The sequence below is a fragment of the Streptomyces sp. NPDC058371 genome, from assembly GCF_042723265.1.
In the GTDB taxonomy this organism is placed as follows: Bacteria; Actinomycetota; Actinomycetes; order Streptomycetales; family Streptomycetaceae; genus Streptomyces.
Map to the genome: position 1 here is coordinate 44,336 of NZ_JBHXJC010000014.1, position 24,976 is coordinate 69,311.

The following is a 24,976-nucleotide window of genomic DNA, read 5'->3' on the forward strand; positions in this document are numbered from 1 at the left end:
CGAGTGCCTGACCGCGAGGTGATGCAAGATGCAGAGCCGCTTTCACAGCGACCGACGACTGACCGTTCGGATGACGGTCACGCTTTTTCTGCTCGGTTTGCTGTACGTGGCATTCGTCGCCGCGTTGATCGTGCTGCTGAAGTCCTGGGTGCTGGTCGTCGTCATCGCGGCGCTGCTGCTCGGGGCGCAGTACTGGTTCTCGGACCGGATCGCGCTCTACGCGATGCACGGACGGATCGTGGAGCGCGAGGAGTATCCACAGCTCCACGGGGTCGTCGACCGGCTGTGCGCGGTGGCCGACATGCCGAAGCCACTGGTCGCCGTGTCGGATCTGGACATGCCCAACGCGTTCGCCACCGGACGGAACGCCGATCACGCCGTACTGTGCGTGACCACGGGGCTGCTGCGCCGGCTGGAGCCCGATGAGCTCGAAGGCGTCCTCGCGCACGAGCTGTCGCACGTGGCGCACAAGGACGTCGCCGTGATCACCGTCGCGTCCTTCCTCGGGGTGATCGCCGGACTGATCGTGCGGTTCGCCTTCTACTCGCAGCTCTTCGGCGGGCGGGGCAGGAAGGACCAGAACACGGTCGCCGTGTTCATGGCCGTGATGGCCGTGTCCGCGGCCGTGTACGCGATCAGCTTCCTGCTCATCCGGGCACTGTCCCGCTACCGGGAGCTGGCCGCCGACCGGGCCGCGGCCCTGCTCACCGGGCGGCCCTCGGCACTGGCGTCCGCGCTGACCAAGGTCACCGGGGACATCGCCCACATCCCGACCAAGGACCTGCGTACGGCCCAGGCCTTCAACGCCTTCTACTTCACGCCGGCGTTCGGGGCCAACCCCGGCATCCAGCGGCTCTTCTCCACCCACCCGAGCCTGGAGCAGCGGCTCGAACAGCTCGCGCGCATCTCGGCGGAGCTGGGTGAGGCGGCGACGCCCGGACAGGTGGACTGAGCATGGGTCTCCTGGATGTGCTGCTCGGTCGTACGAAGGCCGTGGCGCCCGATCTCGACCAGCTCTTCGGGCTGCCGTCGGCCGCGGTGACCCTGCAGGCCGCCGCCGGTTTCACCCCGACCGGGACGGGAGCGGTGTGCTTCGCGTCCGTGGAGGGCGCGGCGTTCGCCGAGGCGCACCAGGAGGTACGGGCGCTGCTGGACGCGGACTTCGAGCGCGGCCGGGACGTGGGGGGACGGCCGCCGGTGGAGCTCAGTCGGGACGAGTACGGGTATTCGTGGCTCGTCTCCCGGCGGGCGCCCGACGACCTGCCCGCGCTGGTGAGTGATCTGCACGCGGTCAACAGCGCGCTGGAGAGCAGTGGTTTCGGGCCCCAACTGCTCTGTTCCGTGGCCGGGTTCCAGGACGGCCAGGAAGGGTCCGGCAGCGCGGGGCGGCGGCTCGGGCTCGTCTATCTCTACAAGCGCGGGACCTTCTATCCCTTCGCGCCGCTGGCCGGGGAGGGGTCCCGGCGCGACAACGCGCTGGAACTCCAGATCAAGGCCGCGCTCGCCGACGATCTGCGGATCGAGCAGGACCTGACCCGCTGGTTCCCGATCTGGGGTGCCCCGGGGCTGACGTAGCTCCCGGGGCACCCGGACGACGCTTCCTAGCTGCCTTTGCGCTGGTCCTGCCGGCGTGCCTCCATCGGGCGCTCGCGGCGGTAGCGGCGCTCCCACTTGGCCTGCCGGTCACGGCGGTCACGGTAGGCGCGGTAGCTGGAGTCCGTGCGGGTCGCGGATCCTCCCGAGGCTCCGGGAGCGGCGGGCGAGCCGGGCGAGGACGCGGTGGACGTGCCTCCCCCGGCACGGCCGTAGCGGACGTAGAGGAAGAGCAGTCCGATCGCGGCGAGCCACAGGACGTGGTTGGAGAAACCTAGGACGACCAGGATCACGGTCGCCGAAATGATCAAGGTTCCCATGACGGGACTCCTTGGGGCGTGGGTTACAGGTGGTGATGGACGGGTCCGACAAGGCACTGGAGGCCGGGCGTCCGTCCGACGGTGCGTAGAGAGTAGCCCCGAGTCCGTCTCCTGATGCCTGTCCGGTACCAAGCGGTGTTCCACAGCTGCGGAACCTGTGTCCAGCGTAGGGAGCGGGCCGGGACACCCGCATCCGAATTTGTACCGGCCCGTCCCGTTGGGCCCTCTCGTCCCCTCTCGTCCGCCGGGGTCAGACGCCGGGTGCCGCCCGGACCACTCCCGCCGCCACGGCCGCGCACAGGGTGCCGTGGTCCGCGGCGTTCTGGTCGGCGTACCGCAGGGCGAAGTCGCCGACGGCGCGTTCGAAGGTGTCGGCGTCGCCGAGGTAGCCGGCGATGGCTATGCGGTCGCCGGAGCGGGCGTGGGCGCGGGCCAGCGCCGTGCCGCACAGCCGGGCGTAGCTCAGCAGCTCGTCCGGGTTCATGGCGCCGACGTCCGCGGCCCCCTTCATGTCGCGCAACTGCCGCCAGTAGTACGGCCGTCCCTGCGGCCCGGTCATCCAGCCGAGGAAGATGTCGCCGACGGCCTGCAGCAGCCGCTGGCCCGCGACGACCCGGTGGCCGGGGTGGACGTACGGGCCACTGGGCAGATGCTCCTCGAGTACGGACTCGGTGGCTTCCTTGATCTGCAGGAACAGCGGGTCGTGGGTGTCCCGGCCGGCGAGCAGCACGATGAAGCAGCGGGTGCCGACACTGCCGACGCCGACGACCTTGCGCGCGGCGTCGACGAAGCGGTAGCGGTCCAGGAGGAGACGGCGCTCCTCGGCGAGGGTGGAGCGGTAGTCGCTGAAGATCTTGCGGAGCGCCGCCATGTCGGGCGGTCCGGCGGGTTCCAGCAGCGGTGGGTCGTGGACGATGCGGGGCCGGCCGTCGACCGTCTCGGTGAGCTTGCCCAGGGCGTGCAGACTGGTCCGGCGGCGGGCGCGGGCGAGGCTGGACTCGACGCGTTTGCGGTGGTGGTCGGAGCGGACCAGCGGGAGCAGGCGGTCGGCGTCGATGCGCTCGTACCAGACGGCCAGTTCGCCCCGGCCGGCGAGCCGTCGCATGGAGTGGCGGTACTCGGCGGCCGCGGCGCGGGCCGCGCGGCGGGCCCGGGCCTCGGCGTGGCCGTTCTCCCGGGCGGCGACGGCGACGCTGGCGGCGAGCCGTTTGACGTCCCACTCGAAGGGGCCGGGGTAGGTCTCGTCGAAGTCGTTGAGGTCGAAGAGCAGGGCGCGTTCCGGGGACGCGAACAGGCCGAAGTTCAGCAGGTGCGCGTCACCGCAGAGCTGCACGGTCAGGTCCGTGTGCGGCCGGGCTGCCAGGTCCGCGGCCATCACGGCGGCCGCCCCGCGCAGGAACGCGAACGGGGACGCGGTCATCCTGCCGTACCGGATCGGCAGCAGCTCCTGGAGCCGGTCCCGGCCCTGCCGCTCCAGGACGGCCACGGGGTCGGGGCGGTCGACGGCGGCCAGCCACTCGGCCTGCGCGGAGCGGGGGACGCGTTTGCGGGCGGCCCTGCCCTTCGCGGTGCGGTCGGCGGGTGAGGTGCCGTTCATGGGCGGGGGCGGGGGCAGTCCGCCGGGACCAGGGTTCGTCCCCTCTGGTTCGCCATCGCCGCACCGCCCTTCCCCACGCCTGCCGCTGCCTGCCTCCCGTTGCCCCAGTGAAGGCCGCCGGACGGGTCGTACGCATGCCGGGTACGGCAATCGGGTGACATGGACCCGCGGGCGGCCGGGCGTTCGAGAGGATGTCCGACGGCACGGGAACGCGACGGGCGCGGTGGCACGGGTGGAGGCGGCGTGGGCGGACAGCGGCGGCACATCGGAGTGGCGGAGCGGCGGACACGGCTCGCACTGCGGCACCGGCTGGCGGGGACGGCGCGCGCGGCGGCCCCCGAGGAGGTCGCCGGGTCGCTCGTCGCGCTGCACGGGACGGATCCGGCCACGGTGTATCTCGCGGTGGGCGCACGCCTGGCCGACTCCGGGAAGACCGTGGGCGAGGTGGAGCGGGCGCTGTACGAGGACCGGACGCTGGTGCGGATGCACGGGATGCGGCACACGGTGTTCGTGTTCCCCACCGGGCTGGCCGCCGTGGTGCACTCCTCCACGGGGCTCGCCATCGCCGCGAAGGCCCGGGCAGGGCTGATCAAGGACATGACGACCGGGAGCGACGGCCGGCTGACCGAGGAGTGGCTCACGGAGGTCGAGACGTCCGCGCTCGCCGCACTGGCCCGGCGCGGACAGGCCACGGTGAACGAACTCACGCGGGACGAGCCGCGGTTGAGGGAACAGTTCACCTATGGCGCGGGCAAGAACTACGAGAGCCCGCACACCGTGTCGTCACGGCTGATGCGGGTGCTCGGTGTCGAGGGGCGGGTGGTGCGCGGGCGGCCGCTCGGCGCGTGGACATCGAGTCAGTTCCGCTGGGCGGTCGCCCCGCCGCACCCCGAACTCGCGCCCGCCGAGGCCCAGTCGGAGCTGCTGGGGCGCTGGCTCGCCGCGTGCGGTCCGGCCACCGAGGCGGACCTGAAGTGGTGGACGGGGTGGAAGGTCACCGACGTCCGCAGGGCGCTGAGCGCGGCCGGGGCGGTGGCCGTGTCCCTCGACGACGGAGTCACCGGGTACGTGGCGGACGGGGACACCGGGCCGGTCGCCGGGCCCGCCGAGCCCTGGGCCGCGCTGCTCCCCGGGCTCGATCCGACGGCCATGGGGTGGCAGGAGCGGGACTGGTATCTCGCGCCCTCGCTGCGGGATCCCCTCTTCGACCGGAGCGGCAATGTCGGGCCGACCGTGTGGTGGAACGGGCGGGTGGTCGGGGGGTGGGCGCAGCGGGCGTCCGGGGAGATCGTCTGGCGGCTGCTGGATTCCGACGGGGTCGGTCGTGACGCTCGCGCCGCGATTGAGGTGGAGGCCGCGCGGCTCTCCGCCTGGGTGGGCACGACCCGGGTCACTCCCCGGTTCCGGACGCCGCTGGAACGGGAGTTGACGTCGGCGTGAGGTTGCCGCCCCCGCCCGTCCGCACCCGGGGCTCCGCCCCGGACCCCGCTCCTCAAACTCCGGAAGCTTTCCCCGGCCGGGGCTGGAGATTCTCAGCCCGTCCGGCGATTGAGGACGAGCGCGTCAACGCGATACGGGGGTCTGGGGCGGAGCCCCATGCCGGCACCGGTGCGACATGGGGCTCCGTGGTTCAGCGCGAGTACCGCATCAGGGCTCGCACCATGTGACACGTGGTGTCCGACGGCGGATGGACACCGATCAGCTGCGCCGCACTCCGTATCGTCTCGTTGCGTGCCTGGTTCGGCAGATGGACGCCGGAGTCGAGCAGGGCGATCGCGAGGCGCATCGCCTTGAGCCGGCGGTTGTGGGTGACGTACCAGTCGCGAGGGCGCCCCGGCGGCAGCGGGCGCTTCTCCACGGGCTCGTACGGCAGATCGAGCTGGACCGCCCTCTTGGCGGTGGACTGGGTGGGCTTCGGCTTCAGTGCGGCAGCGGGCACGGGCATCCTCCTGTCGCGGTCAGGGCACCGTCCGGACCTCCCGGCGACACCCTCGAACACTGCTTCTATTCTACCGCCCGGCACTGACAAAAGCCGCTGGCCACAAGGGTATTGGACGAGGCTGTGACGCAGGTGAGAGGGGGTGTCTCGCGTACCGTGTGGGCATGGAGATCTGGATCAACCCAGCCTGTTCGAAGTGCCGCAGCGCCCTCGGTGTGCTCGACGCGGAGGGTGCCGACTACACCGTCCGCCGGTATCTGGAGGACGTGCCCTCCGCGGACGAGATCCGGGCCGTGCTGGAGCGCCTCGGGCTCGAACCGTGGGACATCACCCGCACCCAGGAGGCCGCCGCCAAGGAACTCGGGCTCAAGGAGTGGGCGCGGGACGCCGGTTCGCGGGACCGGTGGATCAAGGCGCTGGCCGCGCATCCCAAGCTGATCCAGCGGCCGATCATCACCGCGGACGACGGAAGCGCGGTCGTGGCTCGTACGGAGGAGGCGGTCCGGGACGCGCTGTCCCGTTAGCAACGCCCTCCCCCGGCGTCAGCTGTCGACCAACTCCCGTGCGGGTGAAGGGAATTCGATCACGTCCCCCTCACCCCTCCTGTGGCCCACGTCACTTCCGTGACTTCCGTGACCGTTGAGTAACCCCGTTCGGGATCTCGTACATAGCGGCGAACGCTCCCCCCGCAACACAGGAGGCGCGCATGTCGCGTAGGAGAACTCTCAGCACCAAGAAGAAGCTCGCCCTGCTGGTCAGCGCGGCGGCCGTGGCCGGTGGCGGAGCCTTCGCCATGGCGGCCACCTCGAACGCGTCGCCGGTGCAGAACGCGAAGAGCTCCACGGTCTGTCAGGGGCTGGCCACCGCGCTCGGCAACAACCAGAAGTTCATCGCCGACCAGAAGGCCAGTCCCGACAGCCAGTCGGAGGCCCGGATCGCCAACCGTGAGGCGGTCGTCGCGCAGATCAAGGTTCAGCAGGAGGCGTCCGGCTGCGAGGTCGGGGAGTCGGCTCAGGACTCCCAGGCCGCCGAGCCGGCGGACACCGCACCCGCCGACAACGCGGGTGCCGGAGGAGCCGACGAGAACGCCGGGGGCGCAGGAGAAGGCGCCGGGGCGGGAGGCGCCGACGACAACGCCGGTGGCGCGACCGGCGAGCAGGTCTGCGCCGGTTCGACCGTCACGCTCTCCGGCGAGGGCGGCGCTCCGGCCGCGTCGAGCAACCAGTTCCCGGCCGGGACGCAGCTCAAGGTGACCAACCTGGACAACAACAAGTCCACGACCGTGGAGGTCACCTCGGTCTCGGGCAGCTGCGCGTTGCTGAACAACGCGGCGTTCGAGGAGGTCCGGGAGCCCGGCAAGTTCCTGATCCGCAACGTCCGCATCGAGAAGGTGGGCTGACGCCCGCAGCGAGAAGGCCGGTTGACGCCGGCAGCGAGGGGGCGGCTGACCGCCGCCCCGCGGATCGCACGCGGGAACACCGCGCATCACCGCCGAGGGCCCCGCTCCTCCCTTCCGGGAGGGGCGGGGCCCTGGCCGTTCTCACCGGTACGCGCTCGCAGAGCCATCGCCCTCGCCGGTGCACACCACAAGTCCTTGGTTCCCGGCGGTGCGCGTCCGCAAGGCGCTCGTTCTCACCGGTGCGCGTCCGCAAACCCATCGCATACGAGCCGTCGCGTCCGCGGTGGCGGGCGGCGCCCTCTCCCCGCGCCGCCCCCTCACCCCGCGCCGCCGGGCACACAGGCCCCCGGTAACACGGGGTTCATCGTCGGGCAATGATCGGGAAATCCCCTGTTGACAGGCTGCCGGGCATCCCCAGCGGCGCCCAGTGCCGCAGCGCCGCAGCACCTGCGCAGAGACCCACCCCGAAGGATGTGGCCCGTGACCTTCAAGGCTGAGTACATCTGGATCGACGGCACCGAGCCGACGGCCAAGCTCCGTTCGAAGACGAAGATACTGGCCGACGACGCGAAGGGTGCCGAGCTCCCGATCTGGGGCTTCGACGGTTCCTCGACGAACCAGGCCGAGGGGCACGCCTCCGACCGCGTACTCAAGCCCGTCGCGACCTACCCGGACCCGATCCGCGGTGGCGACGACGTCCTGGTCATGTGCGAGGTCCTCAACATCGACATGACGCCGCACGAGTCCAACACCCGTGCCGCGCTGGCCGAGGTCGAGGAGAAGTTCGGCGCGCAGGAGCCGATCTTCGGCATCGAGCAGGAGTACACCTTCTTCAAGGGCTCGCGCCCGCTCGGCTTCCCCGAGGGCGGCTTCCCGGCCGCGCAGGGCGGCTACTACTGCGGTGTCGGCTCGGACGAGATCTTCGGCCGTGACATCGTCGAGGCGCACCTGGAGAACTGTCTCAAGGCGGGTCTCGCCATCTCCGGCATCAACGCCGAGGTCATGCCCGGCCAGTGGGAGTTCCAGGTCGGCCCGGTCTCCCCGCTGGAGGTCTCCGACCAGCTGTGGGTGGCCCGCTGGCTGCTCTACCGCACCGCCGAGGACTTCGACGTCTCCGCCACCCTGGACCCGAAGCCGGTGAAGGGCGACTGGAACGGCGCCGGCGCGCACACCAACTTCTCCACCAAGGCGATGCGCGAGGGTTACGACGCGATCATCACCGCGTGCGAGTCCCTGGGCGAGGGCTCCAAGCCGATGGACCACGTCAAGCACTACGGCGCGGGCATCGACGACCGGCTGACGGGCCTGCACGAGACCGCCCCGTGGAACGAGTACTCGTACGGCGTCTCCAACCGTGGTGCCTCGGTGCGCATCCCGTGGCAGGTCGAGAAGGACGGCAAGGGCTACATCGAGGACCGTCGTCCGAACGCGAACGTCGACCCGTACGTCGTGACGCGGCTCCTCGTCGACACCTGCTGCGCCGCTCTGGAGAAGGCCGGCCAGGTCTGATCCCTTCCGCACGTCGGGCGCTCCGGCGCCTCGTGTCCGACGTCCCGAGGCGTCCACCGATCCGGTGGGCGCCTCTCGCGTTGTCAGTGGCGCGTGCCAGGGTTCGTCCATGCAGAGCGACGAAGGCCTCGCCATCAAGGTCGAGACGGAGAACTGGCAGACGCACGCACGGATTTCGGCGGAGCGGCTGCGGGACCTCGTGCACCGGATCGGGGGCGAGGGCGACCACTATCTGGTCGTGCAGCGCGTCCCCGACATCCCTGACGTCTTCGTTCAGGTGTGGCACGAGGAGGGCGGGGACTACCGGCTGGAGTACCGGGACAGCCGGGAGCTGTTCTTCGGGACGGATCTCGCCGACCGGGACCGTGTCGCGGCGGCTCTGACGGGCTGGGCCCGGCGGGACGAGGGCTGGGACGCGGGGATCGGCTGGGAGCCGGTCGAGTTCGAGCCGCCCGCGGAGGTCCCCGAGCTGCCGGACGAGGTGCGGGAGAAGGTCGAGACGCGGATTCGGGAGCTGCTGCGCTGTGGGTACTTCGACCGCAGGACGCTGACCGAATCGGCCGAGGACTATCTGGTCGACGGTGACGAGCGCCCGGTGTCGCGGGCCCAGGCCGGGCAGCTCGTGGACCGGCTGTGGCTGGAGCGCCTCGCCGATCAGGAGTCGTGGACCGGCGCGACCGACCCCGAGCGCCTCACCCGGGCCTTCGAGGCGCTCGACGCGAGCGGCATCACGGCCCGGGAGAACTTCACCTGCTGCCGCGGCTGCGGCATGGCCGAGATCGGCGCGGAGTGCGAGGACGGAGGCGCCCGCGGATTCGTCTTCTTCCACCAGCAGTGCACGGAGGGCGCCGCCACGGGCGGCGGACTGTCGCTGTACTACGGCGGCTTCGACGCCCCGGAGGAGCGCACGACGGAGATCGGCCAGGAAGTCGTCGCCGCCCTCACCGCCGCCGGTCTGTCCACGGAGTGGGACGGCTCCCCCGCCAAGGCGATCGAGGTGAGGGATCTGGACTGGCGCAAGCGGCTCACCGGGTGAGGTGAAGAGGGTGTTTCGCGCCAAGGGTCCATATCACGTGCCGAGAAGGTCGGGACTGGATCTGCTGTGCATCGTTGTCATCTGCTTCAATGGGGCCATGGACGGCTTCCAGAAGTACACCGCGACGGGTCACCTCGACCTCGAGCCCTTCTGGCCTTCCCGTCAGCATCACGACTTCGACCGGGTGTGTTGCCGCGCGATGAACGCGCGGGCCCTCTAAAGCCGTACACCCCCGGCCTTCGGCCAGCGCGCACGACGTACGTCTCTCGACGGTCCCGACCAAGAACTCGCGGCCGTCGACACCACACGACGACTCCTCGCGCGAAAGAGCTGACCTCTCATGGCGAACACCCGTTCCTTCTCGACCGCCGGCACTCTCACCGCCTCCCCCACGGGCAGCGCACGGCACCGACTGCGTGCCGTCGACCGGGACGAGGTGGTGGATGTCACGGACTTCCTGCCGCCGGGCGCCACCTGGCTGCCCGCTCCCCAGCACACCCTGCCCACGCTGCCGGGCCAGCCGCCGATGATCGGCTACCTGGTCCTCGTCCCGGCCGACCAGCAGCCCCTGCTGCCGGTGGCCGTGCCGGACCGCCCGGAGCCGACGATCCTCGACGAGGACGACGACGCGCCCCTCGTCCGGATCGACACCGTGCAGCGCACCGCCGAGGTGGACGGGAGCCCGCTCGACCTCACCTACCTGGAGTTCGAGCTGCTCGCCCATCTCGTCGCGCACCCGCACCGGGTGCACACCCGGGACCAGCTGGTCACCACGGTGTGGGGCTACGGGCACGTGGGCGACGGGCGCACCGTCGACGTCCATGTCGCCCGGCTGCGCCGCAAGCTCGGCGTGGAGCACCGCAAGGCGATCCAGACGGTCCGGCGGGTGGGGTACAAGTACGCCCCGCCGGCCGGGCGCTGACCGGGGCCTGACCCTGAGCCGCTGACGGGGGATCTTCTGTCAGCAGATTCCCGTTCCGTCCGGCCGGTGGCGCGGGCAGAGTCGTCGGCATGAGACTTCTGATGCTGGGCGGTACGGAGTTCGCGGGGCGTGCCGTCGTGGAGGCGGCGCTCGCCGACGGCTGGGAGGTGACCGTCTTCCACCGCGGCCGGCACGCGCCGCCCGCGGGCGTGCGCTCGCTGCACGGCGACCGCACGGCACCCGACGGCCTGGCCGCGCTCGCCGACGGCGAGTGGGACGTGGTCGTCGACACCTGGTCGGCGGCGCCGCGCGCGGTCCGGGAAACGGCACGGCTGCTGGCCGGCCGGGTCTCGCGTTATGTGTACGTGTCGAGCTGCTCGGTGTACGCGTGGCCGCCGGCCGCCGGGTACACCGAGGACGCCCCGCTCGTCGAGGGCGCCTCGGCGGACGCGGAGCAGACGGACTACGCGCGGGACAAGCGGGGTGCCGAGCTCGCCGTCCTGGACGCCTTCGGTGCGGAGCGCTCGGTGCTCGTGCGGTGCGGGCTGATCCTCGGGCCGTACGAGAACATCGGGCGGCTGCCGTGGTGGCTGAACCGGATCGCGCGCGGCGGGCCCGTCCTTGCGCCCGGCCCGCGCGAGCTCCCGCTCCAGTACGTCGATGTCCGCGACCTCGCCGCGTGGATCCTCGGGGCGGTGCGGCGCGAGCTGGGCGGCGCCTACAACGTGGTGGGGCCGCGGGGGCTCACGACGACGGGGGAGCTGCTCGACGCGTGCGTTCGGGTCACGGGGGCCCGGGCGGAGCTGCGGTGGACGGAGCCCGAGGTGATTCTGGGGGCCGGGGTCGAGCCCTGGACGCAGGTGCCGGTGTGGGTACCGCCGGGGAGCGAGCTGCATGACGCCCTCCATGGGGCGGACGTGTCCCTCGCGCTGGGGAGCGGGTTGCTGTGTCGGGCTGTCGAGGCGACTGTGGGCGATACGTGGGGCTGGCTCCGGAGCCTTGGCGGGGTCGCGCCTCAGCGGGTCGATCGGCCCGCGGTGGGGTTGGACCCCGCCGTGGAGGCGAAACTCCTCGGGCTCTGACCCCGGGTGCGCCGGGTCCGCCTTTCGGTTCCGGGGTGCGCCGGGTCCGCCTTTCGGTTCCGCGCCCTCCGGGGCTCCGGGCCCTCCGGGGGTTTCGCCCCCTCCGCCCCTACCCGTCCCGACCTGGGGCTCCGCCCCAAACCCCGCTCCTCGAACGCCGGAGGGGCTGAAACGTTCTCCGGACGGCGCTGGAAAGTCTTGGCCCGTCCGGCGATTGAGGACGAGGCCGTTCGGGCCGATTCGGGGGGTTGGGGGCGGTGCCCCCGAGGGAGGAGGGGGTGGGGCTAGGTGCACCCCCCAGCCGGGTGGCCGGGCCAGTGCCCCGGGGGGACCCGGTCGGGAAGACTGGCCGCATGGAAATGACAGCGGTCGGGAGTGGTGAGGTGCGGGTGAGGGCGCGGAGCGCGGCCGTGGCGGGGGCACGCGCACTGGCCCTCGCCGTGGGAGGACTGACCGGCTCGGTCGTCCTGTTCGTGCTGGCCGTCGTGTCGATCGCCCTGGTGCCGATCGGCGTCGGCATCGTCACGACGCCCTGGGTACTGACCGGCGTACGCGCGTTCGCGGACCGGCGGCGGATCGTGGCCGCGGAGTGGTGCGGGGTACGGATTCCGGCGGCGTACCGCCCGCTGCCGGCGGACGCCAACCCGTGGGCCCGCTGCTTCGGGATGCTGCGGGACCCCGCCACCTGGCGGGACCTCGGCTGGCTGCCGGTCGACATGACCGCGGGGTTCGTGACCGCGCTGCTGCCGGCCGCGCTGCTCCTCTACCCCCTGGAGGGGTTCGCGCTCGCCCTCGGTCTGTGGCGGGTCTTCACGGACGGCACCCGCGTCGGCTGGTGGTACGGCTTCGTGCCGATCTCCGGTCAGGCCACCGCGCTCGCGGCGGCCGCGCTGGGCGCCGTACTCCTGGCCGCGTCCTGCTACCTCAACCCGCCGCTGCTGCGGGTCCACTTCCTGCTCACCCGGTCCGTGCTCGCCCCCGGCGAGGGTGAACTGAGCGAGCGGGTAAGGGTGTTGACCGAAACCCGGCGGGACGCCGTCGACACCTCCGCGGCCGAACTGCGGCGCATCGAGCGGGATCTGCACGACGGAGCACAGGCCCGGCTCGTCGCCATGGGCATGGACCTGGGGACCGTCGAGGCGCTGATCGAGAAGGACCCGGCCAGGGCCAGGAAGCTGCTCGCCGAGGCCCGCAGGTCCTCCGCGGAGGCGCTCACCGAGCTGCGCGACCTGGTGCGGGGCATCCATCCGCCGGTGCTGGCGGAACGCGGACTCGGCGACGCCGTACGGGCGTTGGCGCTGCGGCTGCCGCTGGAAAGCGAGGTGAACGTGGACCTGACGGGTCGCGCGGAGGCGCCCGTCGAGGCGGCCGCGTACTTCGCCGTCAGCGAGGTGCTGACCAACGCGGTCAAGCACTCCGGCGCGGACCGGCTCTGGGTGGACCTGCACCACGCGGACGGCATGCTGCGGATCTCGGTCACGGACAACGGCAAGGGCGGTGCGCGCATCGGCGCGGGCACCGGGCTCACCGGAGTGGAACGGCGGCTGGGTACATTCGACGGCGTCCTGGCCGTCAGCAGCCCCGCGGGCGGTCCCACGATGGTGACCCTGGAGATTCCGTGCGCGTTGTCCTAGCCGAAGACCTCTTCCTGCTGCGCGACGGACTGGTCCGGCTGCTGGAGGCGTACGACTTCGAGATCGCCGCGGCCGTCGAGAGCGGGCCCGAACTCAGCCGCGCGCTCGCCGAGTTGGCGCCGGACGTCGCGGTGATCGACGTACGGCTGCCGCCCTCGCACACGGACGAGGGGCTGCAGTGCGCGTTGGAGGCGCGCCGGAACAGACCCGGGCTGCCGGTGCTGGTCCTGTCGCAGCACGTGGAGCAGCTGTACGCGCGGGAGTTGCTCGCCGACGGGACCGGCGGTGTCGGCTATCTGCTCAAGGACCGGGTGTTCGACGCGGAGCAGTTCATCGACGCCGTCCGCCGGGTCGCGGCGGGGGGAACGGCCATGGACCCGCAGGTGATCCAGCAGTTGCTGTCCCGGCGCTCCAGCACCGACCAGCCGCTGGGCCGGCTCACCCCGCGCGAGCGGGAGGTGCTCGAACTGATGGCGCAGGGACGCTCGAACGCGGCGATCGCCGGCCAACTCGTGGTCACGGAACGGGCGATCGCCAAGCACACCTCCAACATCTTCGCCAAGCTGGATCTCGAGGTCTCGGACGACGACAACCGACGGGTGCTCGCCGTGCTCGCCTATCTGGACCAGGGCCGCTGACCAAGATTCAAACCTGTTCCGGGAGATCAACTACCGGGGAAAACGCGGCTTATGGTCCCCTTGTGCCGGAATTGACCTCATGAACTTCTAAGAATTTCTGGCGTCACTGAACACCTCCTGCGCCCCCTGCGTATGGAAGGGAGCCGCTTCACTCCTGTCGGGTACCTCGCTGCCCCGCAAGGAAGTCAGAGGAGTTCCATGGGACGCAACATACGAAAACGCCGTTCGCCGCTGGCGGTCCGCGCCATAGCCGCGTCGGCTGCCCTAGCGCTCGGCGGGGGCGGGCTGATCTGGGCGAATTTCTACGCTTCGGCGCATGAGACGAACTCTGCGCAGAACAGCACGAAGTCCGCCCCCGGCTGGGTGGCGACGATCGACTGTCCGGACGTCGGCCAGCAGCTCTCCAGTGTGCCCGACCAGGCGCGTGGGGAGGTCGACGGTGAACTGGCCACGATGGACCAGCAGATCACCGATGCCTACCAGCGCCTGAACACCACGCGGGACGCACAGACGAAGGACACGAACTTCGTCCAGAACTCCGTGCTCGGCCCGCTCAAGGACCTGCGGAAGGTGATGATCGACCGGATCCAGCTGGAGATCAACCGGGTCGGAGGCAACGCGCCCGAACAGCTGGACGACCTCGCCGCGTGCAACGGTCGCCCCGCCGACCAGACCCAGACCAACGCCGACGGCCAGAACAACGGCCAACAGCAGAACAACGGTGGGCAGCAGCAGAACACCGGCGGGCAGCAGCAGGGCGGCGGTCAGCAGCAAGGCGGCGGTCAGCAGGGCAACGGCCAGCAGCAGGGCAACGGCGGTCAGGCCGGTAACGGGCCTGTCGCGGCCGACTTCGTCGACATCACGAAGGTCCAGCCGAACGTCTCCAAGAAGGCCCAGACCAAGCGCGGCGGCTCGACCGGCACCTTCACGTCGTCGTGCGGTGTGAACGCCAACAAGAAGTTCAACACCGACAACGTGATCGTGGCGCCCGGTGTCACCAACGGTGCGCACCACCTGCACGACTACGTCGGCAACCAGTCGAACGACGCCTTCGCCAACAACGACACGTTCGCGGCGGCCCAGACCACCTGCTCCAACCAGGGCGACAAATCGTCGTACTACTGGCCGGTCGTGCGTGTCCAGAACGGCACGCAGGACTTCGACCAGAACAACGACGGCGGTGGCAAGGAAGGCAACGTCGGCCAGATCAAGCAGGTCAAGCAGGCGCAGATCAAGTACGTCGGCAACGCGAAGAGCAAGGTCGTCGCGATGCCGAAGTTCCTGCGCATCATCACCGGTGACGCGAAGACCCTGACCAACGGTCTTGCGAACGCCAACGCGCACTGGAGCTGCACCGGCTTCGAGAACAAGGTGCAGCTGACGGAGCAGTACCCGATCTGCCCCCAGGGCAGCAGCGTGGTGCGTTCCTTCGCCTTCCAGAGCTGCTGGGACGGCCAGAACATCGACAGCGCGAACCACCGCACGCACGTGGCCTTCGCCGACGGCCAGGGCAACTGCGGGAACGGGTTCAAGGCGATCCCGCAGCTGACGATGCGCCTCGTGTACGACGTTCCGGCGCCCACCCTGGAGAACGGGCAGGTCAAGAACCCCTATGCGGTCGACGGCTTCCCCGAACAGCTGCACAAGGCGAGCACCGACCACGACGACTTCATCAACGTCTTCGACACGGGCCTGATGAACAAGATGGTCAACTGCATCAACACGGGCAAGCAGTGCAAGTGATTCCTCGCGGCAGCACCGGCAGGCGCTGCGAGTGACCACATGACGAGGCCGGCGGTGGGAGATCCCGCCGCCGGCCTTCGTCGTGTCCTGTCGCCCCGGGGCGCTCCCGGAGCCGCTCCGGAAACACCCCCCACCCCCCGATCCTGCGCGGTCAGCCGCTGTGGGTACCGGAGTGTGTGGCCTCGGTCCCCCCACCACCACTCGCCGAGTGGTGCGAGGCCCCCTCCTCCATGGTCCCGCCGAGCTGGCCGCGCAGCGCCATGACCGTCTTCATCTCGCCGACGGCGACCCACTTGGCGCCGACGAGATACGCGCCGCCGTAGTCCTTCGCACTGTTGAGCCACTCACGCTGGCCCCGGTCGGTGGCGAAGGTGGCGAGGATGAACTTGCCGTCGGTGTTCTTGCAGACGGCCTGGCGGATCTCGTCGGCGTCCGTCTGGATGTCCGGCTCGCACTTCACCTCCGACGCGAGGTCCTCCAGGCTGCCGGTGGCGGTGGCCGGGACCTTGTCGTCATGGTCGGCGGCGCCCGACCCGCCGCAGCCGGTCAGCGCCAGCAGGGCCACGGCCGCGCCGGCCGCCCCCGTCGCAAGCTTTTCGCGCGTCATCCTCATACGTTCCTCCGGTTCCTTCCGGCGACACGAACTCGCCAGCTCCGTCCGCACCGTTGAGCACAGCGGTCCGTCCGGTTAGCGTGCCGCTCCTGTCGACACAGGGGGCACGCAGATGAACAGTCCGTCGCGACGCACGGTGCTGGGCACGGCCGGTGCCATCGGCCTCGGGACCACCCTCGGGGTGACGGTCCCGGCCCACGCCGCTGAGAGCCCCGGCGAGGGCCCCGCCTTCGATACGGCTCCCGCACGCTCCGCGCTCAATCGACTGCTGCCCGGCCATGCGGACCAGTTCCGGCTCAGTCTCCTCAGACCGGCCGGCGGGCGCGACCGTTTCCGGGTGACGGGCACCACGGGGCACATCCAGGTGTCGGGCACGACACCCGGCGTGCTGCTCACCGGGGTCCATTTCTACCTGAAGTACGTCTGCGGGGCGCACCTCGCCTGGAACGGCTCCCAGCTGAACCTGCCGCGCCGGCTGCCCGCACCCGCCCGCCCGCTGGCCCGTGACACCGCGCTCCCCCACCGCTTCGCGCTCAACGACACCAACGACGGCTACACGGCCCCGTACGCGGACTGGGCCTACTGGGAGCACCAGATCGACCTCCTCGCGGTGCACGGCTGCAACGAGGTCATGGTCGTCGCGGGTACCGAGGCCGTCTACCACCGGGTCCTGAAGGACTTCGGCTACAGCGACGCCGAGGCCCGCGCCTGGCTGCCCGCGCCCTCGCACCAGCCGTGGTGGCTGCTGCAGAACCTCTCCGGGTACGGCGGTCCGCTCTCCCCCGAGCTGATCGCGCGACGCGCGGCGCTGGGCCGGCGTATCTGCGGCCGGCTGCGCGAGCTGGGCATGGCGCCGGTGCTGCCCGGCTACTACGGACACGTCCCGAAGGGCTTCGTCGAACGCAACGGCGGTGACGCGCACGTCGTGCCGCAGGGCGTCTGGCACGGCTTCGAGCGCCCGGACTGGCTGGATCCGCGCACCGACGCCTTCGCCGCGGTCGCCGAGTCGTTCTACCGCCATCAGCGGGACGTCTTCGGGAAGGCCGCCCACTTCAAGATGGACCTGCTGCACGAGGGCGGGACCGCCGGTGACGTGCCCGTGCCGGCCGCCGCACGCGGCGTGGAGACGGCTCTGCGGACGGCGCACCCCGGCGCGACCTGGGTGATCCTCGGCTGGGAGGCCAATCCGCTGCCCGCGCTCCTCGACGCCGTCGACAAGAAGAAGATGCTGATCGTCGACGGCGTCTCCGACCGCTACACCAGCGTCACCGACCGGGAGCGCGACTGGGGCGGCACTCCGTACGCCTTCGGCACGATCCCCAACTTCGGCGGCCGTACGACGATCGGGGCCCGCGCGCACCTCTGGAACGAGAAGTTCTTCGCGTGGCGGGACAAGGCGGACAGCGCGCTCGCGGGGACGGCGTTCCTGCCGGAGGCCACCGACCGGGACCCGGCCGCCTTCGAGCTCTTCTCCGAGCTGGCGTGGAGTCCCGCCCGGATCGACCGGGCCGCCTGGTTCTCCTCGTACGCCGACTTCCGCTACGGACGGCGGGACTCCCACGCCCGGGCCGCCTGGCGGGCGCTGCACGACACCGCGTACCAGCAGCGGGCCGTCGAGCGCAGCGACCCGCACGACTCGCTGTTCTGCGCCCGCCCCGACCTCGCCGCGAACCGCGCCGCCGAGTACGCGCCACATGCCCTCACCTACGACCCGGGCCGCTTCGACGCCGCGTTCGCCGGGCTGCTCGGCGTGAGCGGGAACCTGCGGGGCAGCGCCGCGTACCGGTACGACCTGGTGGACGTGGCCCGGCAGGCGCTCGCGCACCGCAGCCGCCAGTATCTGCCCCAGCTGAAGGCCGCGTACGACAGGAAGGACCTCGGCACCTTCAAGACGCTGGCGGCGCTGTGGCTGCGGCTGATGCAGCTGTCGGACGACATCACCGGGACGCATCCGGCGTTCCTCCTCGGGCCGTGGATCAACGACGCGCGGCTGCTCGCCACGAACGACGACGAGCGCGCCGAGTTCGAGCGGACCGCCAAGGTCCTCATCACCGTCTGGGGCGGGCGGGCCACCTCCGACGCGGGGGACCTGCACGAGTACGGCAACCGCGAGTGGAACGGTCTGGTGGCCGACTTCTACCTTCCGCGCTGGCGGAAGTGGCTCGACGCGCTGCAGGACGCGCTCGCCACCGGGACACCGCCCGCGGCCGTCGACTGGTTCGCGTTCGAGGAGCCGTGGACCCTGGAGCGCAAGGACTACCCGCTGCGGCCGGTGGGCGATCCCCACCGGACAGCCGCGCGGATCCGGGACGTCCTGTCCCACGCGCCCTATCAGGGCTCTCTCCAGGTCACCGCCGAACCGCCCGCCTTCCCGCCCGGCGGCCACGCGCGCGTGAAGGCCGTTTTCACCAACGTCAACGGCCTGCGGGCCACCGGGCGCGTCGACTTCGAGCTCACCGGCATCGACGCGGAGCCACAGGGGTCGACGTCCCTGGAGAGCGTGCCGGCCGCCGGGACCGGCACCGTCCGCTGGTCGGCGAGCGCGCCCGGCACCCCGCTGGACCGCCCGCTGCGTCCGCTGCCGTACTCGCTCGTGGTGCGTTACGGGCCCCGGGGCGAGGACCGGGTGCGCAGCGAGTTCGACGGCACCCTCTTCGAGGCGGGACCGCTCGCCACCGGCTGGACGACGTACTCCGGGAACGCGGCCGTCTTCGGGCAGCTCGGCGACCGGTTCGCGATCGACGGGGCGGGCGCCGACCTGTGGAAGGGCACCGCGGAGTTCGGGACGGTGTACCGGAAGGGGGTCCTGAAGGAAGGGGTGTCGGTGACGCTGCGCGTCGACGCCCAGGCCGTCACCGGCCCTTGGGCCCGCGCGGGGATCATCGTCCGCAACAGCCTGGCCACCCCCGGGTCACCCGGCTTCCTCGATCTGGCGGTCACGCCGGCCAACGGGGTCGTGCTGTCGTACGACACGAACGGCGACGGCACTCTCGACACGTACAAGCGCATCACCGGGATCAAGGCGCCGGTGCTGCTGCGGCTGACCCGGGCCGGTGCCGCGTTCACGGGGGCCTGCTCGACGGACGGCGGGGCGAGCTGGCGGACGGTGGCGACGGTGCCGGTGCCGGGCGCGGCCGACGTCCAGGACGTGGGCCTGTTCATGAGTGCCACGAACGGGGGCGGCGGGGCGCGCGGGACCGTGGAGTTCAGCGGCTGGACCATCGGGTAACGCCTGCTGGAAGGCGCGGTCACCGCGGGCCGCGGCCTTCATGATCACGGAAAGGCCATGTCGTCACGGGCACACCTGTGCGAGGGTGGGCCCGTGAACGACGACTGGGAAAAGCGCGTGGCGGCCGCCTGGGCCACCTTCGACGACTACGACGAGGAGCATGGGGCGGACTTCCGCGCGGTGATCGACGAGCTCGTCGCCGAGCTGTCGGCCGACAGCCCGCTCGGCCCCTTCGAGCAGGCCTGCGCCTGGGACTCGACGGGCCACTCGGACAAGGCCGTTCCGCTGTACCGCGAGGCCCTGGCCCGCGGGCTCAGCGGCTACAAGGGCCGGCGCACCAGGATCCAGCTCGCCAGCTCGCTGCGGAACATCGGGGAGGCGGAGGAGGGCGTCAAGCTCCTCACGCCCGAACTCCTCACGCCCTCCGACGAGTTGGACGACGCGGTACGCGCCTGCCTCGCGCTCTGCCTGGCCGACCTGGGCCGGGAGCGGGAGGGCCTCGCGCTCGTGATCGGCGCGCTCGCGCCCCATCTGCCGCGCTACCAGCGGTCGATGGCCAACTACGCGCGGCTGCTCGTGGAGCCGGAGGCGTAGGCAGCGTCGCCCGCACCGCAGCTCCCCGGCCAACTCGCCACGGCCCAGGTGACCATCCAACGATTCGCTCGTTTTGCTGAACGTGCAGTCACAGGATGTAGCCCCGCGCCCCGCGCCCGCCTCAGGACCGGTCGTCGATGTCGAGCAGGCCGAGGCCGCGCTCGTCGAGCACTATCCGCGGCTTGTCCGGCTCGCCTATCTGGTGCTGCCGCCGAGCCTCGGCCGCAACCGGCGGGTGCTCACGGCGCACGCCCTCACCCAGCGGGCCCTGCCCCGGGGGCGGACGTCCGCGGCCGTGATCCCGGCCCAGTCGACCGGCCGGGACGGCGACCCGGGCTACGCCTTCGTCCGTCTCCAGGTGCTGCGCACCGCGCTGGAGGCGGGCCTGCCGCTCCGGCGCAGGGCCTGGCCCAAGCGGTCCCAACTGCCGCCGCTGCTCCCGCAGGTGTGGGGCCTCAGGCTCTTCCCGCGGTCGGGCGGCGCCGACGAACTCGCCCTGGACCAGCGTCTTTCCGCGCTCAGCGGACCGGCTCGCGCGGCCTACGTCCTGCGCGGCCTGGAGCAGTTGGCCGACGCCGATGTGCGCAAGGCGCTGGACGCGGCGGGTGTCGAGGACCCGGAGGCGGCCCTGACGGAGTCCGCCGAGGTGACACCGCAGGACGACCTGCTGCTCTCCCCCGAGTTCGACCCCTGCTCGCTGCACGCCAGGCCCACCGACCTGATGCGGCGCCGGCAGCACCTGAAGGCCGCGCTCGCCGCCGCGGCGGCCGTCGCGGTCTGCGGTGCGCTGCTCGGTCTGCCCGGCGACGGCTGGGGGCCGGACGGGGCCGCTGCCCCCTCGTACGCGCAGAATCCGGCCGCCGAAGCGGCCCTGGACCCGGGAAAGCTGGCGAAGGTCGCGGCGACGGCGTGGCAGTCGTCCGCGCGGACCGACTTCTCCGTGTGGCCCGCGCGCGGGAACCTCACCGGTGACCGTGCGTTGTTGCGGCGCGCCCTCGCCGTGTGGGCCAGGCCCGGCGAGTCCGTGCAGGTATCCGCGACGCCCGGCACCCCGTCGGGCGCTCCGCCCGGGCCGCCCCAGCTGCTGTACGCGGGCGACGTCGACCAGGCGCGCGTGGTGCTCCTCTACGACGGTCTGCGCATCGCGCGGTACGCCGAGCCCAAGGACGGGACGAGCGGCGCCGCCCTCGACTTCGCGCGGGTCGACGGCGCGACCGGCGCCGAGGCGACCGCCGTGGTCCTCGACCGCGTCGACGGCAACGTCCGCTATCTGACCGCCCCTTGGGTGCGCAAGGCGGCCGCCCGGGATCTGCTGAAGGCGAGCTCCGCCGCGCTCGACCTGGGCCTCTCGGCGGACGGCGTGACCGGGCCGCTGGCCAGCCCCGCGCAGCAGACCGGCGACTGCCGCTCCTGGCGCGTCCTGCAGCTGACGGACACCGCGGGCACGCATCTGATGAGCGACCTCGGCGAGCTCACCCCGGCGCACCTCACCACGGGGCGCCCCACGGCACCTCACGAGGTGTCCGGAGCGCAGGCGCTGGAGACCTGGTCGCCCTTCGCCTGCTCCCTCGCCGCGGTGCGCTCGGGAGGCGTCCGGTCGGTGAACGCCTGGCAGTTCGCGCAGCAGCCGCTGCCCGACGCGAGCGGGGCGGCCGCCTGGGTGTGCACCCGGGCCGACACCTGGCGGGGCGGCGGCCCACGGGTGCTGGCGCAGTTCCACACGCCCGGCGGGCCCTACGGCGCGGTCGCGGCGAAGGCGGAGAACTCGCCCGCCTGCGGCTCACGCGATCCGCATGTGCTGGCGGGTGTGCTGTGGAAGTCGGGGACGGGGGCCTGGTATCTGCTCGCCGCCGGCAGCAAGGACACCGCCTCGATCAGTGCCGCGGGCGGCATCCACGGCGCCGCGCAGGGCTCCCTGCTCGCCGTACGGACCAAGCAGGGAGCACAGGCCACGTTGAAGGGGACGCTGGCGGACGGACGGACCCTCGCCGGGCTGCGCTGAGTCCGGAGCCGAGGGGCCGACCGCGTCCGGAACCGCGGGTGCGCCGCGTCCGGAACCGACGGGTGCACCGCGTCCGGAACCGACGGGTGCGCCGCGTCCGGAACCGACGGGTGCGCCGCGTCCGGAACCGAAGAGTCCGCTCCGCGCTGTTCGGATCAAGCCGATCGGTTGCCCTCCGCGCGAGTGGCGCGCTCGGCGCGCCGATGGCCGTGGGAAGGGAAAAAGCGCAGGGCGGTGGCCGGAGCGCGGGCCTGCGGCCATCCTCGCAGGTCACGCCCGGGCCGTCTGGGCGTGGCCGGTATTGATCACCGCATGACGTTCACCCTGGACGCCCCAGGAGACGTTGCCTAACGTTTGTTCAGCAACTTTCCGAACAATGGTTTGGTAACTCTCCGTAGGAGGCTGTGGTGACGGAAACCCTGTTCCCCGTGCCCGATTTCCCGATGGCCCGCCGTTGCCCGTTCGACCCTCCGCCCGAGCTGGGCAGGCTCCAGCGCGAGGCCCCGATCTCGCGGGTCACGCTGTGGGACGGCAGCACGCCATGGCTGATCACCCGCTACGAGGACGTACGGGCCGTGCTCGCCGATCCCCGGGTGAGCGCCAACTCCGAACTGTCGGGCTACCCGCACGCCAGTGAGGGCCTGGCCGCCCGTCGGAATCACTCCAAGAGCTTCATCGCCATGGACGACCCCGAACACGCCGCCCAGCGCCGCCTTCTCACGTCGGACTTCATGGTCAGGAAGATGGAGGCGCTGCGCCCGCGGATCCAGAACATCGTCGACGGCCTGATCGACGATCTGCTCGCCGGCCCCCGACCCGCCGACCTGGTGAAGGAGTTCGCGCTCCCGGTGCCCTCGCTGGTCATCTGCGAGCTGCTCGGTGTCCCCTACGCCGACCGCGACTTCTTCCACCGGCTGAGCAGGACGATGGTGGCGCGCGGATCCACCCCGGCCGAGTCCGTGGCTGCGGTGCAGGAGATGACCGGCTACCTCGGCGACCTCGTGGAGAAGAAGAGCGCGGAGCCCGGGCAGGACGTGCTCAGCCGGCTGGCCGTCGGACAGCTGAGCACCGGCCGGATGAGCCGCGACGAGATCGCGGGCCATGGGTCAACTGCTGCTGGTGGCCGGGCACGAGACCACCGCGAACATGATCGCCCTGGGTACGGTCGTGCTGCTGGAGAACCCGGCACAGCTGGACCTCCTGCGCGCGAGCGACGACCCCAAGCTGATCGCGAACGCCGTCGAGGAACTCCTGCGCCACCTCAACATCACCCACTCCGGCCGCCGCCGCGTCGCGCTCGAGGACCTGGAGGTCGGCGGGCAGCTCATCCGCCAGGGCGAGGGCATCGTCGTCGCCACCGACATCGCCAACCGCGACGAGACGGCTTTCCCGGACGCCGACGCCCTCGACATCGGGCGCAGCGCCCGCCATCACGTCGCGTTCGGCTACGGCGTCCACCAGTGCCTCGGCCAGCCGCTGGCCAGGGTCGAACTGCAGGTCGTCTACGGCACGTTGTACCGCCGCATCCCCACCCTGGCCCTCGCGGCGCCGGTCGGCGAACTGCTCTTCAAGCACGAGATGTTGGTCTACGGGGTGCACGAGCTCCCGGTGACCTGGTGACCGGCACGGCGACCGGCACGGCGACCGGCACGGCGACCGGCACGGGAACGGGAAAGTCCATGGAAAAGGGATCGGGAGAGGGATCAGCGCGATGAAGGTCTTACTCGACCAGGACAAGTGCGTCGGCTCCGGGCAGTGCGTGCTCGCCGCGCCGGACGTGTTCGACCAGCGCGACGAGGACGGAATAGCCGTACTGCTGGAGGCGAATCCCCCCGCCGACCAGCACGAGGACACCCGGGAGGCGGCGCGGATCTGTCCCGCGCTCGCCATCGAACTGGCTGAGTCGTGACGGGACTTGACCGGACGGTCGTCGTGGGCGTCTCGGCGGCGGGACTGACCGCCGCCGAGACGCTCCGGCGCGAGGGATACACCGGGCGGCTCACCCTGGTCGGGGCCGAGCCGCATCTGCCCTACGACCGGCCGCCGCTGTCCAAGCAGATCCTGCGCGGCAGTTGGACGCCGGACCGCGTCGCGTTGCGGCGCGAGGACGCCCTCGCCGCACTCGACGCGGAATGGCTGCTGGGCCAGGCCGCGGCCGGACTCGACGTAGCCGCGCGCACCGTCACACTCGACGGCGGTCAGCTGCTCGGCTACGACGGGCTGGTGATCGCCACGGGTGTCGCCCCGCGGTCGCTGCCGCAGGGGCATGAGCTCGCCGGCGTACACCTGCTGCGCACCCTCGACGACGCGCTCGCGCTGCGCGAAGGGCTGCTCTCGGCGGGCTCCGTGGTGATCGTCGGCGCCGGGTTCCTCGGGGCCGAGGCCGCGTCGGTGGCCCGCGAACTCGGCGCGGACGTCACCCTCGTGGATCCGCTGCCGGCGCCCATGATCCGCCAACTCGGCGCGCAGGTGGCCGGGTTGGTGACCCAGTTGCACACCCGTCACGGTGTGCGGGTGCGGACCCGCACCGGGGTCCGCCGGCTGGCGGGAGAGAACGGCCGCGTGGTGGGCGTACACCTCGACGACGGCTCGCTCGTTCCGGCCGACCTCGTGCTGGTGGCCGTCGGCTCGGCCCCCGCCGTCGGCTGGCTCGGCGGCAGCGGGCTCCCGCTCGGCGACGGAGTGGAGTGCGACGCGCTGTGCAGGGCCGCGCCCGGCGTGGTGGCCGCGGGCGACGTGGCCTCCTGGCACCATCCGGATCTGGGACGCCTCCGGGTCGAGCACCGGATGAACGCCACCGAGCAGGGAACCGCCGCCGCGCTGACCCTGCTGGGCGGCGGCCGGCCGTTCGCCCCCGTGCCGTACTTCTGGACCGACCAGTACGACGTGAAGATCCAGGCGTACGGCGTCACCCGTCAGGAAGCCGAGTTCCGCGTGGTCGCCGGGCATCCCGACGAGGGACGCTTCGCCGCGCTCTACGGTGCGCGCGGCCGGGTGGTCGGCGCGCTGAGCTGGAACATGCCACGGGAGGCACGTGCCCTGCGCCCGTACGTCGCCGAGCACGTGCCGTGGGAAGAGGCGCCGGCCGGCGACCCTCATCCGGTAAGCACCGCATGAGGTAAGAAT

21 protein-coding genes and 1 pseudogene are annotated in these 24,976 nt (G+C 71.7%); 18 read left to right on the top strand and 4 right to left on the bottom strand.

The window, feature by feature from the left end:
- The first annotated feature begins 28 nt into the window (after window positions 1–28).
- Window positions 29–952: a zinc metalloprotease HtpX gene (htpX, locus tag ACFWM2_RS31650; protein WP_383287075.1), complete on the top strand. Its 924-nt coding sequence runs from the start codon at window positions 29–31 to the stop codon at window positions 950–952.
- Window positions 953–954: 2 nt separating this feature from the next.
- Window positions 955–1,575 carry a hypothetical protein gene (locus ACFWM2_RS31655; protein ID WP_383287077.1) on the top strand — a complete coding sequence of 207 codons (621 nt, stop codon included), beginning with the start codon at window positions 955–957 and terminating at the stop codon, window positions 1,573–1,575.
- A gap of 26 nt (window positions 1,576–1,601) precedes the next feature.
- Here the strand turns inward: ACFWM2_RS31655 and ACFWM2_RS31660 are convergent, their stop codons facing one another.
- Both ACFWM2_RS31660 and ACFWM2_RS31665 read right to left on the bottom strand, forming a co-directional pair.
- Window positions 1,602–1,913 carry a hypothetical protein gene (locus ACFWM2_RS31660; protein ID WP_383287079.1) on the bottom strand — a complete coding sequence of 104 codons (312 nt, stop codon included), beginning with the start codon at window positions 1,911–1,913 and terminating at the stop codon, window positions 1,602–1,604.
- A gap of 250 nt (window positions 1,914–2,163) precedes the next feature.
- Window positions 2,164–3,510, bottom strand: coding sequence for a DUF2252 domain-containing protein (locus tag ACFWM2_RS31665; protein WP_383287081.1), 1,347 nt, complete (start codon window positions 3,508–3,510; stop codon window positions 2,164–2,166).
- Between the two features lie 243 nt (window positions 3,511–3,753).
- Between ACFWM2_RS31665 and ACFWM2_RS31670 the strand changes: the two genes are divergently transcribed.
- Window positions 3,754–4,950: a winged helix DNA-binding domain-containing protein gene (locus ACFWM2_RS31670; RefSeq protein WP_383287083.1), complete on the top strand. Its 1,197-nt coding sequence runs from the start codon at window positions 3,754–3,756 to the stop codon at window positions 4,948–4,950.
- 190 nt (window positions 4,951–5,140) lie between these two features.
- Here ACFWM2_RS31670 and ACFWM2_RS31675 read toward each other — a convergent pair whose 3' ends face one another.
- Window positions 5,141–5,449 carry a hypothetical protein gene (locus tag ACFWM2_RS31675; RefSeq protein ID WP_383287085.1) on the bottom strand — a complete coding sequence of 103 codons (309 nt, stop codon included), beginning with the start codon at window positions 5,447–5,449 and terminating at the stop codon, window positions 5,141–5,143.
- Between the two features lie 164 nt (window positions 5,450–5,613).
- On the opposite strand from ACFWM2_RS31675, the gene ACFWM2_RS31680 reads away from it, so the two are divergent.
- The 9 genes from ACFWM2_RS31680 to ACFWM2_RS31720 all read left to right on the top strand — a co-directional run bounded on the left by ACFWM2_RS31680 (window position 5,614) and on the right by ACFWM2_RS31720 (window position 15,412).
- Window positions 5,614–5,973: an arsenate reductase family protein gene (locus ACFWM2_RS31680; protein WP_383287087.1), complete on the top strand. Its 360-nt coding sequence runs from the start codon at window positions 5,614–5,616 to the stop codon at window positions 5,971–5,973.
- A gap of 182 nt (window positions 5,974–6,155) precedes the next feature.
- Entirely contained in the window at window positions 6,156–6,848 is a 693-nt protein-coding gene (locus ACFWM2_RS31685; protein WP_383287089.1) for a hypothetical protein, read from the top strand.
- A 480-nt stretch (window positions 6,849–7,328) separates the two neighbouring features.
- Entirely contained in the window at window positions 7,329–8,357 is a 1,029-nt protein-coding gene (glnII, locus tag ACFWM2_RS31690) for a glutamine synthetase (RefSeq protein ID WP_383287091.1), read from the top strand.
- A 109-nt stretch (window positions 8,358–8,466) separates the two neighbouring features.
- Entirely contained in the window at window positions 8,467–9,393 is a 927-nt protein-coding gene (locus ACFWM2_RS31695; RefSeq protein ID WP_383287093.1) for a DUF6891 domain-containing protein, read from the top strand.
- Between the two features lie 340 nt (window positions 9,394–9,733).
- Window positions 9,734–10,315, top strand: coding sequence for a winged helix-turn-helix domain-containing protein (locus ACFWM2_RS31700; RefSeq protein ID WP_383287095.1), 582 nt, complete (start codon window positions 9,734–9,736; stop codon window positions 10,313–10,315).
- Between the two features lie 89 nt (window positions 10,316–10,404).
- Window positions 10,405–11,397: an SDR family oxidoreductase gene (locus ACFWM2_RS31705; protein WP_383287097.1), complete on the top strand. Its 993-nt coding sequence runs from the start codon at window positions 10,405–10,407 to the stop codon at window positions 11,395–11,397.
- Between the two features lie 353 nt (window positions 11,398–11,750).
- A complete protein-coding gene (locus ACFWM2_RS31710) occupies window positions 11,751–13,031 on the top strand; it encodes a sensor histidine kinase (RefSeq protein ID WP_383287099.1) in 1,281 nt (426 codons plus the stop codon).
- Complete coding sequence (locus tag ACFWM2_RS31715; protein WP_383287101.1) at window positions 13,016–13,669, top strand: LuxR C-terminal-related transcriptional regulator; 654 nt, start codon at window positions 13,016–13,018, stop codon at window positions 13,667–13,669. The genes ACFWM2_RS31710 and ACFWM2_RS31715 overlap by 16 nt, the downstream gene beginning before the upstream one ends.
- 198 nt (window positions 13,670–13,867) lie before the next feature.
- Window positions 13,868–15,412 (top strand): DUF1996 domain-containing protein, encoded by a 1,545-nt coding sequence (locus ACFWM2_RS31720; RefSeq protein WP_383287103.1) that lies wholly within the window; start codon window positions 13,868–13,870, stop codon window positions 15,410–15,412.
- 151 nt (window positions 15,413–15,563) lie between these two features.
- On the opposite strand, the gene ACFWM2_RS31725 is transcribed toward ACFWM2_RS31720, so the two are convergent.
- The gene (locus ACFWM2_RS31725) at window positions 15,564–16,025 is read right to left on the bottom strand and encodes a hypothetical protein (RefSeq protein ID WP_383287105.1); all 462 of its coding nucleotides are present in this window, start codon (window positions 16,023–16,025) and stop codon (window positions 15,564–15,566) included.
- Window positions 16,026–16,137: 112 nt separating this feature from the next.
- On the opposite strand from ACFWM2_RS31725, the gene ACFWM2_RS31730 reads away from it, so the two are divergent.
- The 6 genes and pseudogenes from ACFWM2_RS31730 (at window position 16,138) to ACFWM2_RS31755 (ending at window position 24,967) form a co-directional block, all read left to right on the top strand.
- Window positions 16,138–19,254 (top strand): alpha-N-acetylglucosaminidase, encoded by a 3,117-nt coding sequence (locus tag ACFWM2_RS31730; protein WP_383287107.1) that lies wholly within the window; start codon window positions 16,138–16,140, stop codon window positions 19,252–19,254.
- Between the two features lie 57 nt (window positions 19,255–19,311).
- Window positions 19,312–19,848, top strand: coding sequence for a tetratricopeptide repeat protein (locus ACFWM2_RS31735; RefSeq protein WP_383287109.1), 537 nt, complete (start codon window positions 19,312–19,314; stop codon window positions 19,846–19,848).
- An 82-nt stretch (window positions 19,849–19,930) separates the two neighbouring features.
- Window positions 19,931–21,850 carry a hypothetical protein gene (locus ACFWM2_RS31740; RefSeq protein ID WP_383287111.1) on the top strand — a complete coding sequence of 640 codons (1,920 nt, stop codon included), beginning with the start codon at window positions 19,931–19,933 and terminating at the stop codon, window positions 21,848–21,850.
- Between the two features lie 407 nt (window positions 21,851–22,257).
- Window positions 22,258–23,470, top strand: a pseudogene (locus ACFWM2_RS31745) (cytochrome P450).
- A gap of 91 nt (window positions 23,471–23,561) precedes the next feature.
- Window positions 23,562–23,759 carry a ferredoxin gene (locus ACFWM2_RS31750; RefSeq protein ID WP_383287113.1) on the top strand — a complete coding sequence of 66 codons (198 nt, stop codon included), beginning with the start codon at window positions 23,562–23,564 and terminating at the stop codon, window positions 23,757–23,759.
- On the top strand, window positions 23,756–24,967 hold the full coding sequence (locus ACFWM2_RS31755) for an NAD(P)/FAD-dependent oxidoreductase (protein WP_383287115.1): 1,212 nt from the start codon (window positions 23,756–23,758) through the stop codon (window positions 24,965–24,967). Before ACFWM2_RS31750 ends, ACFWM2_RS31755 begins: the two co-directional genes overlap by 4 nt.
- Window positions 24,968–24,976: the final 9 nt, after the last annotated feature.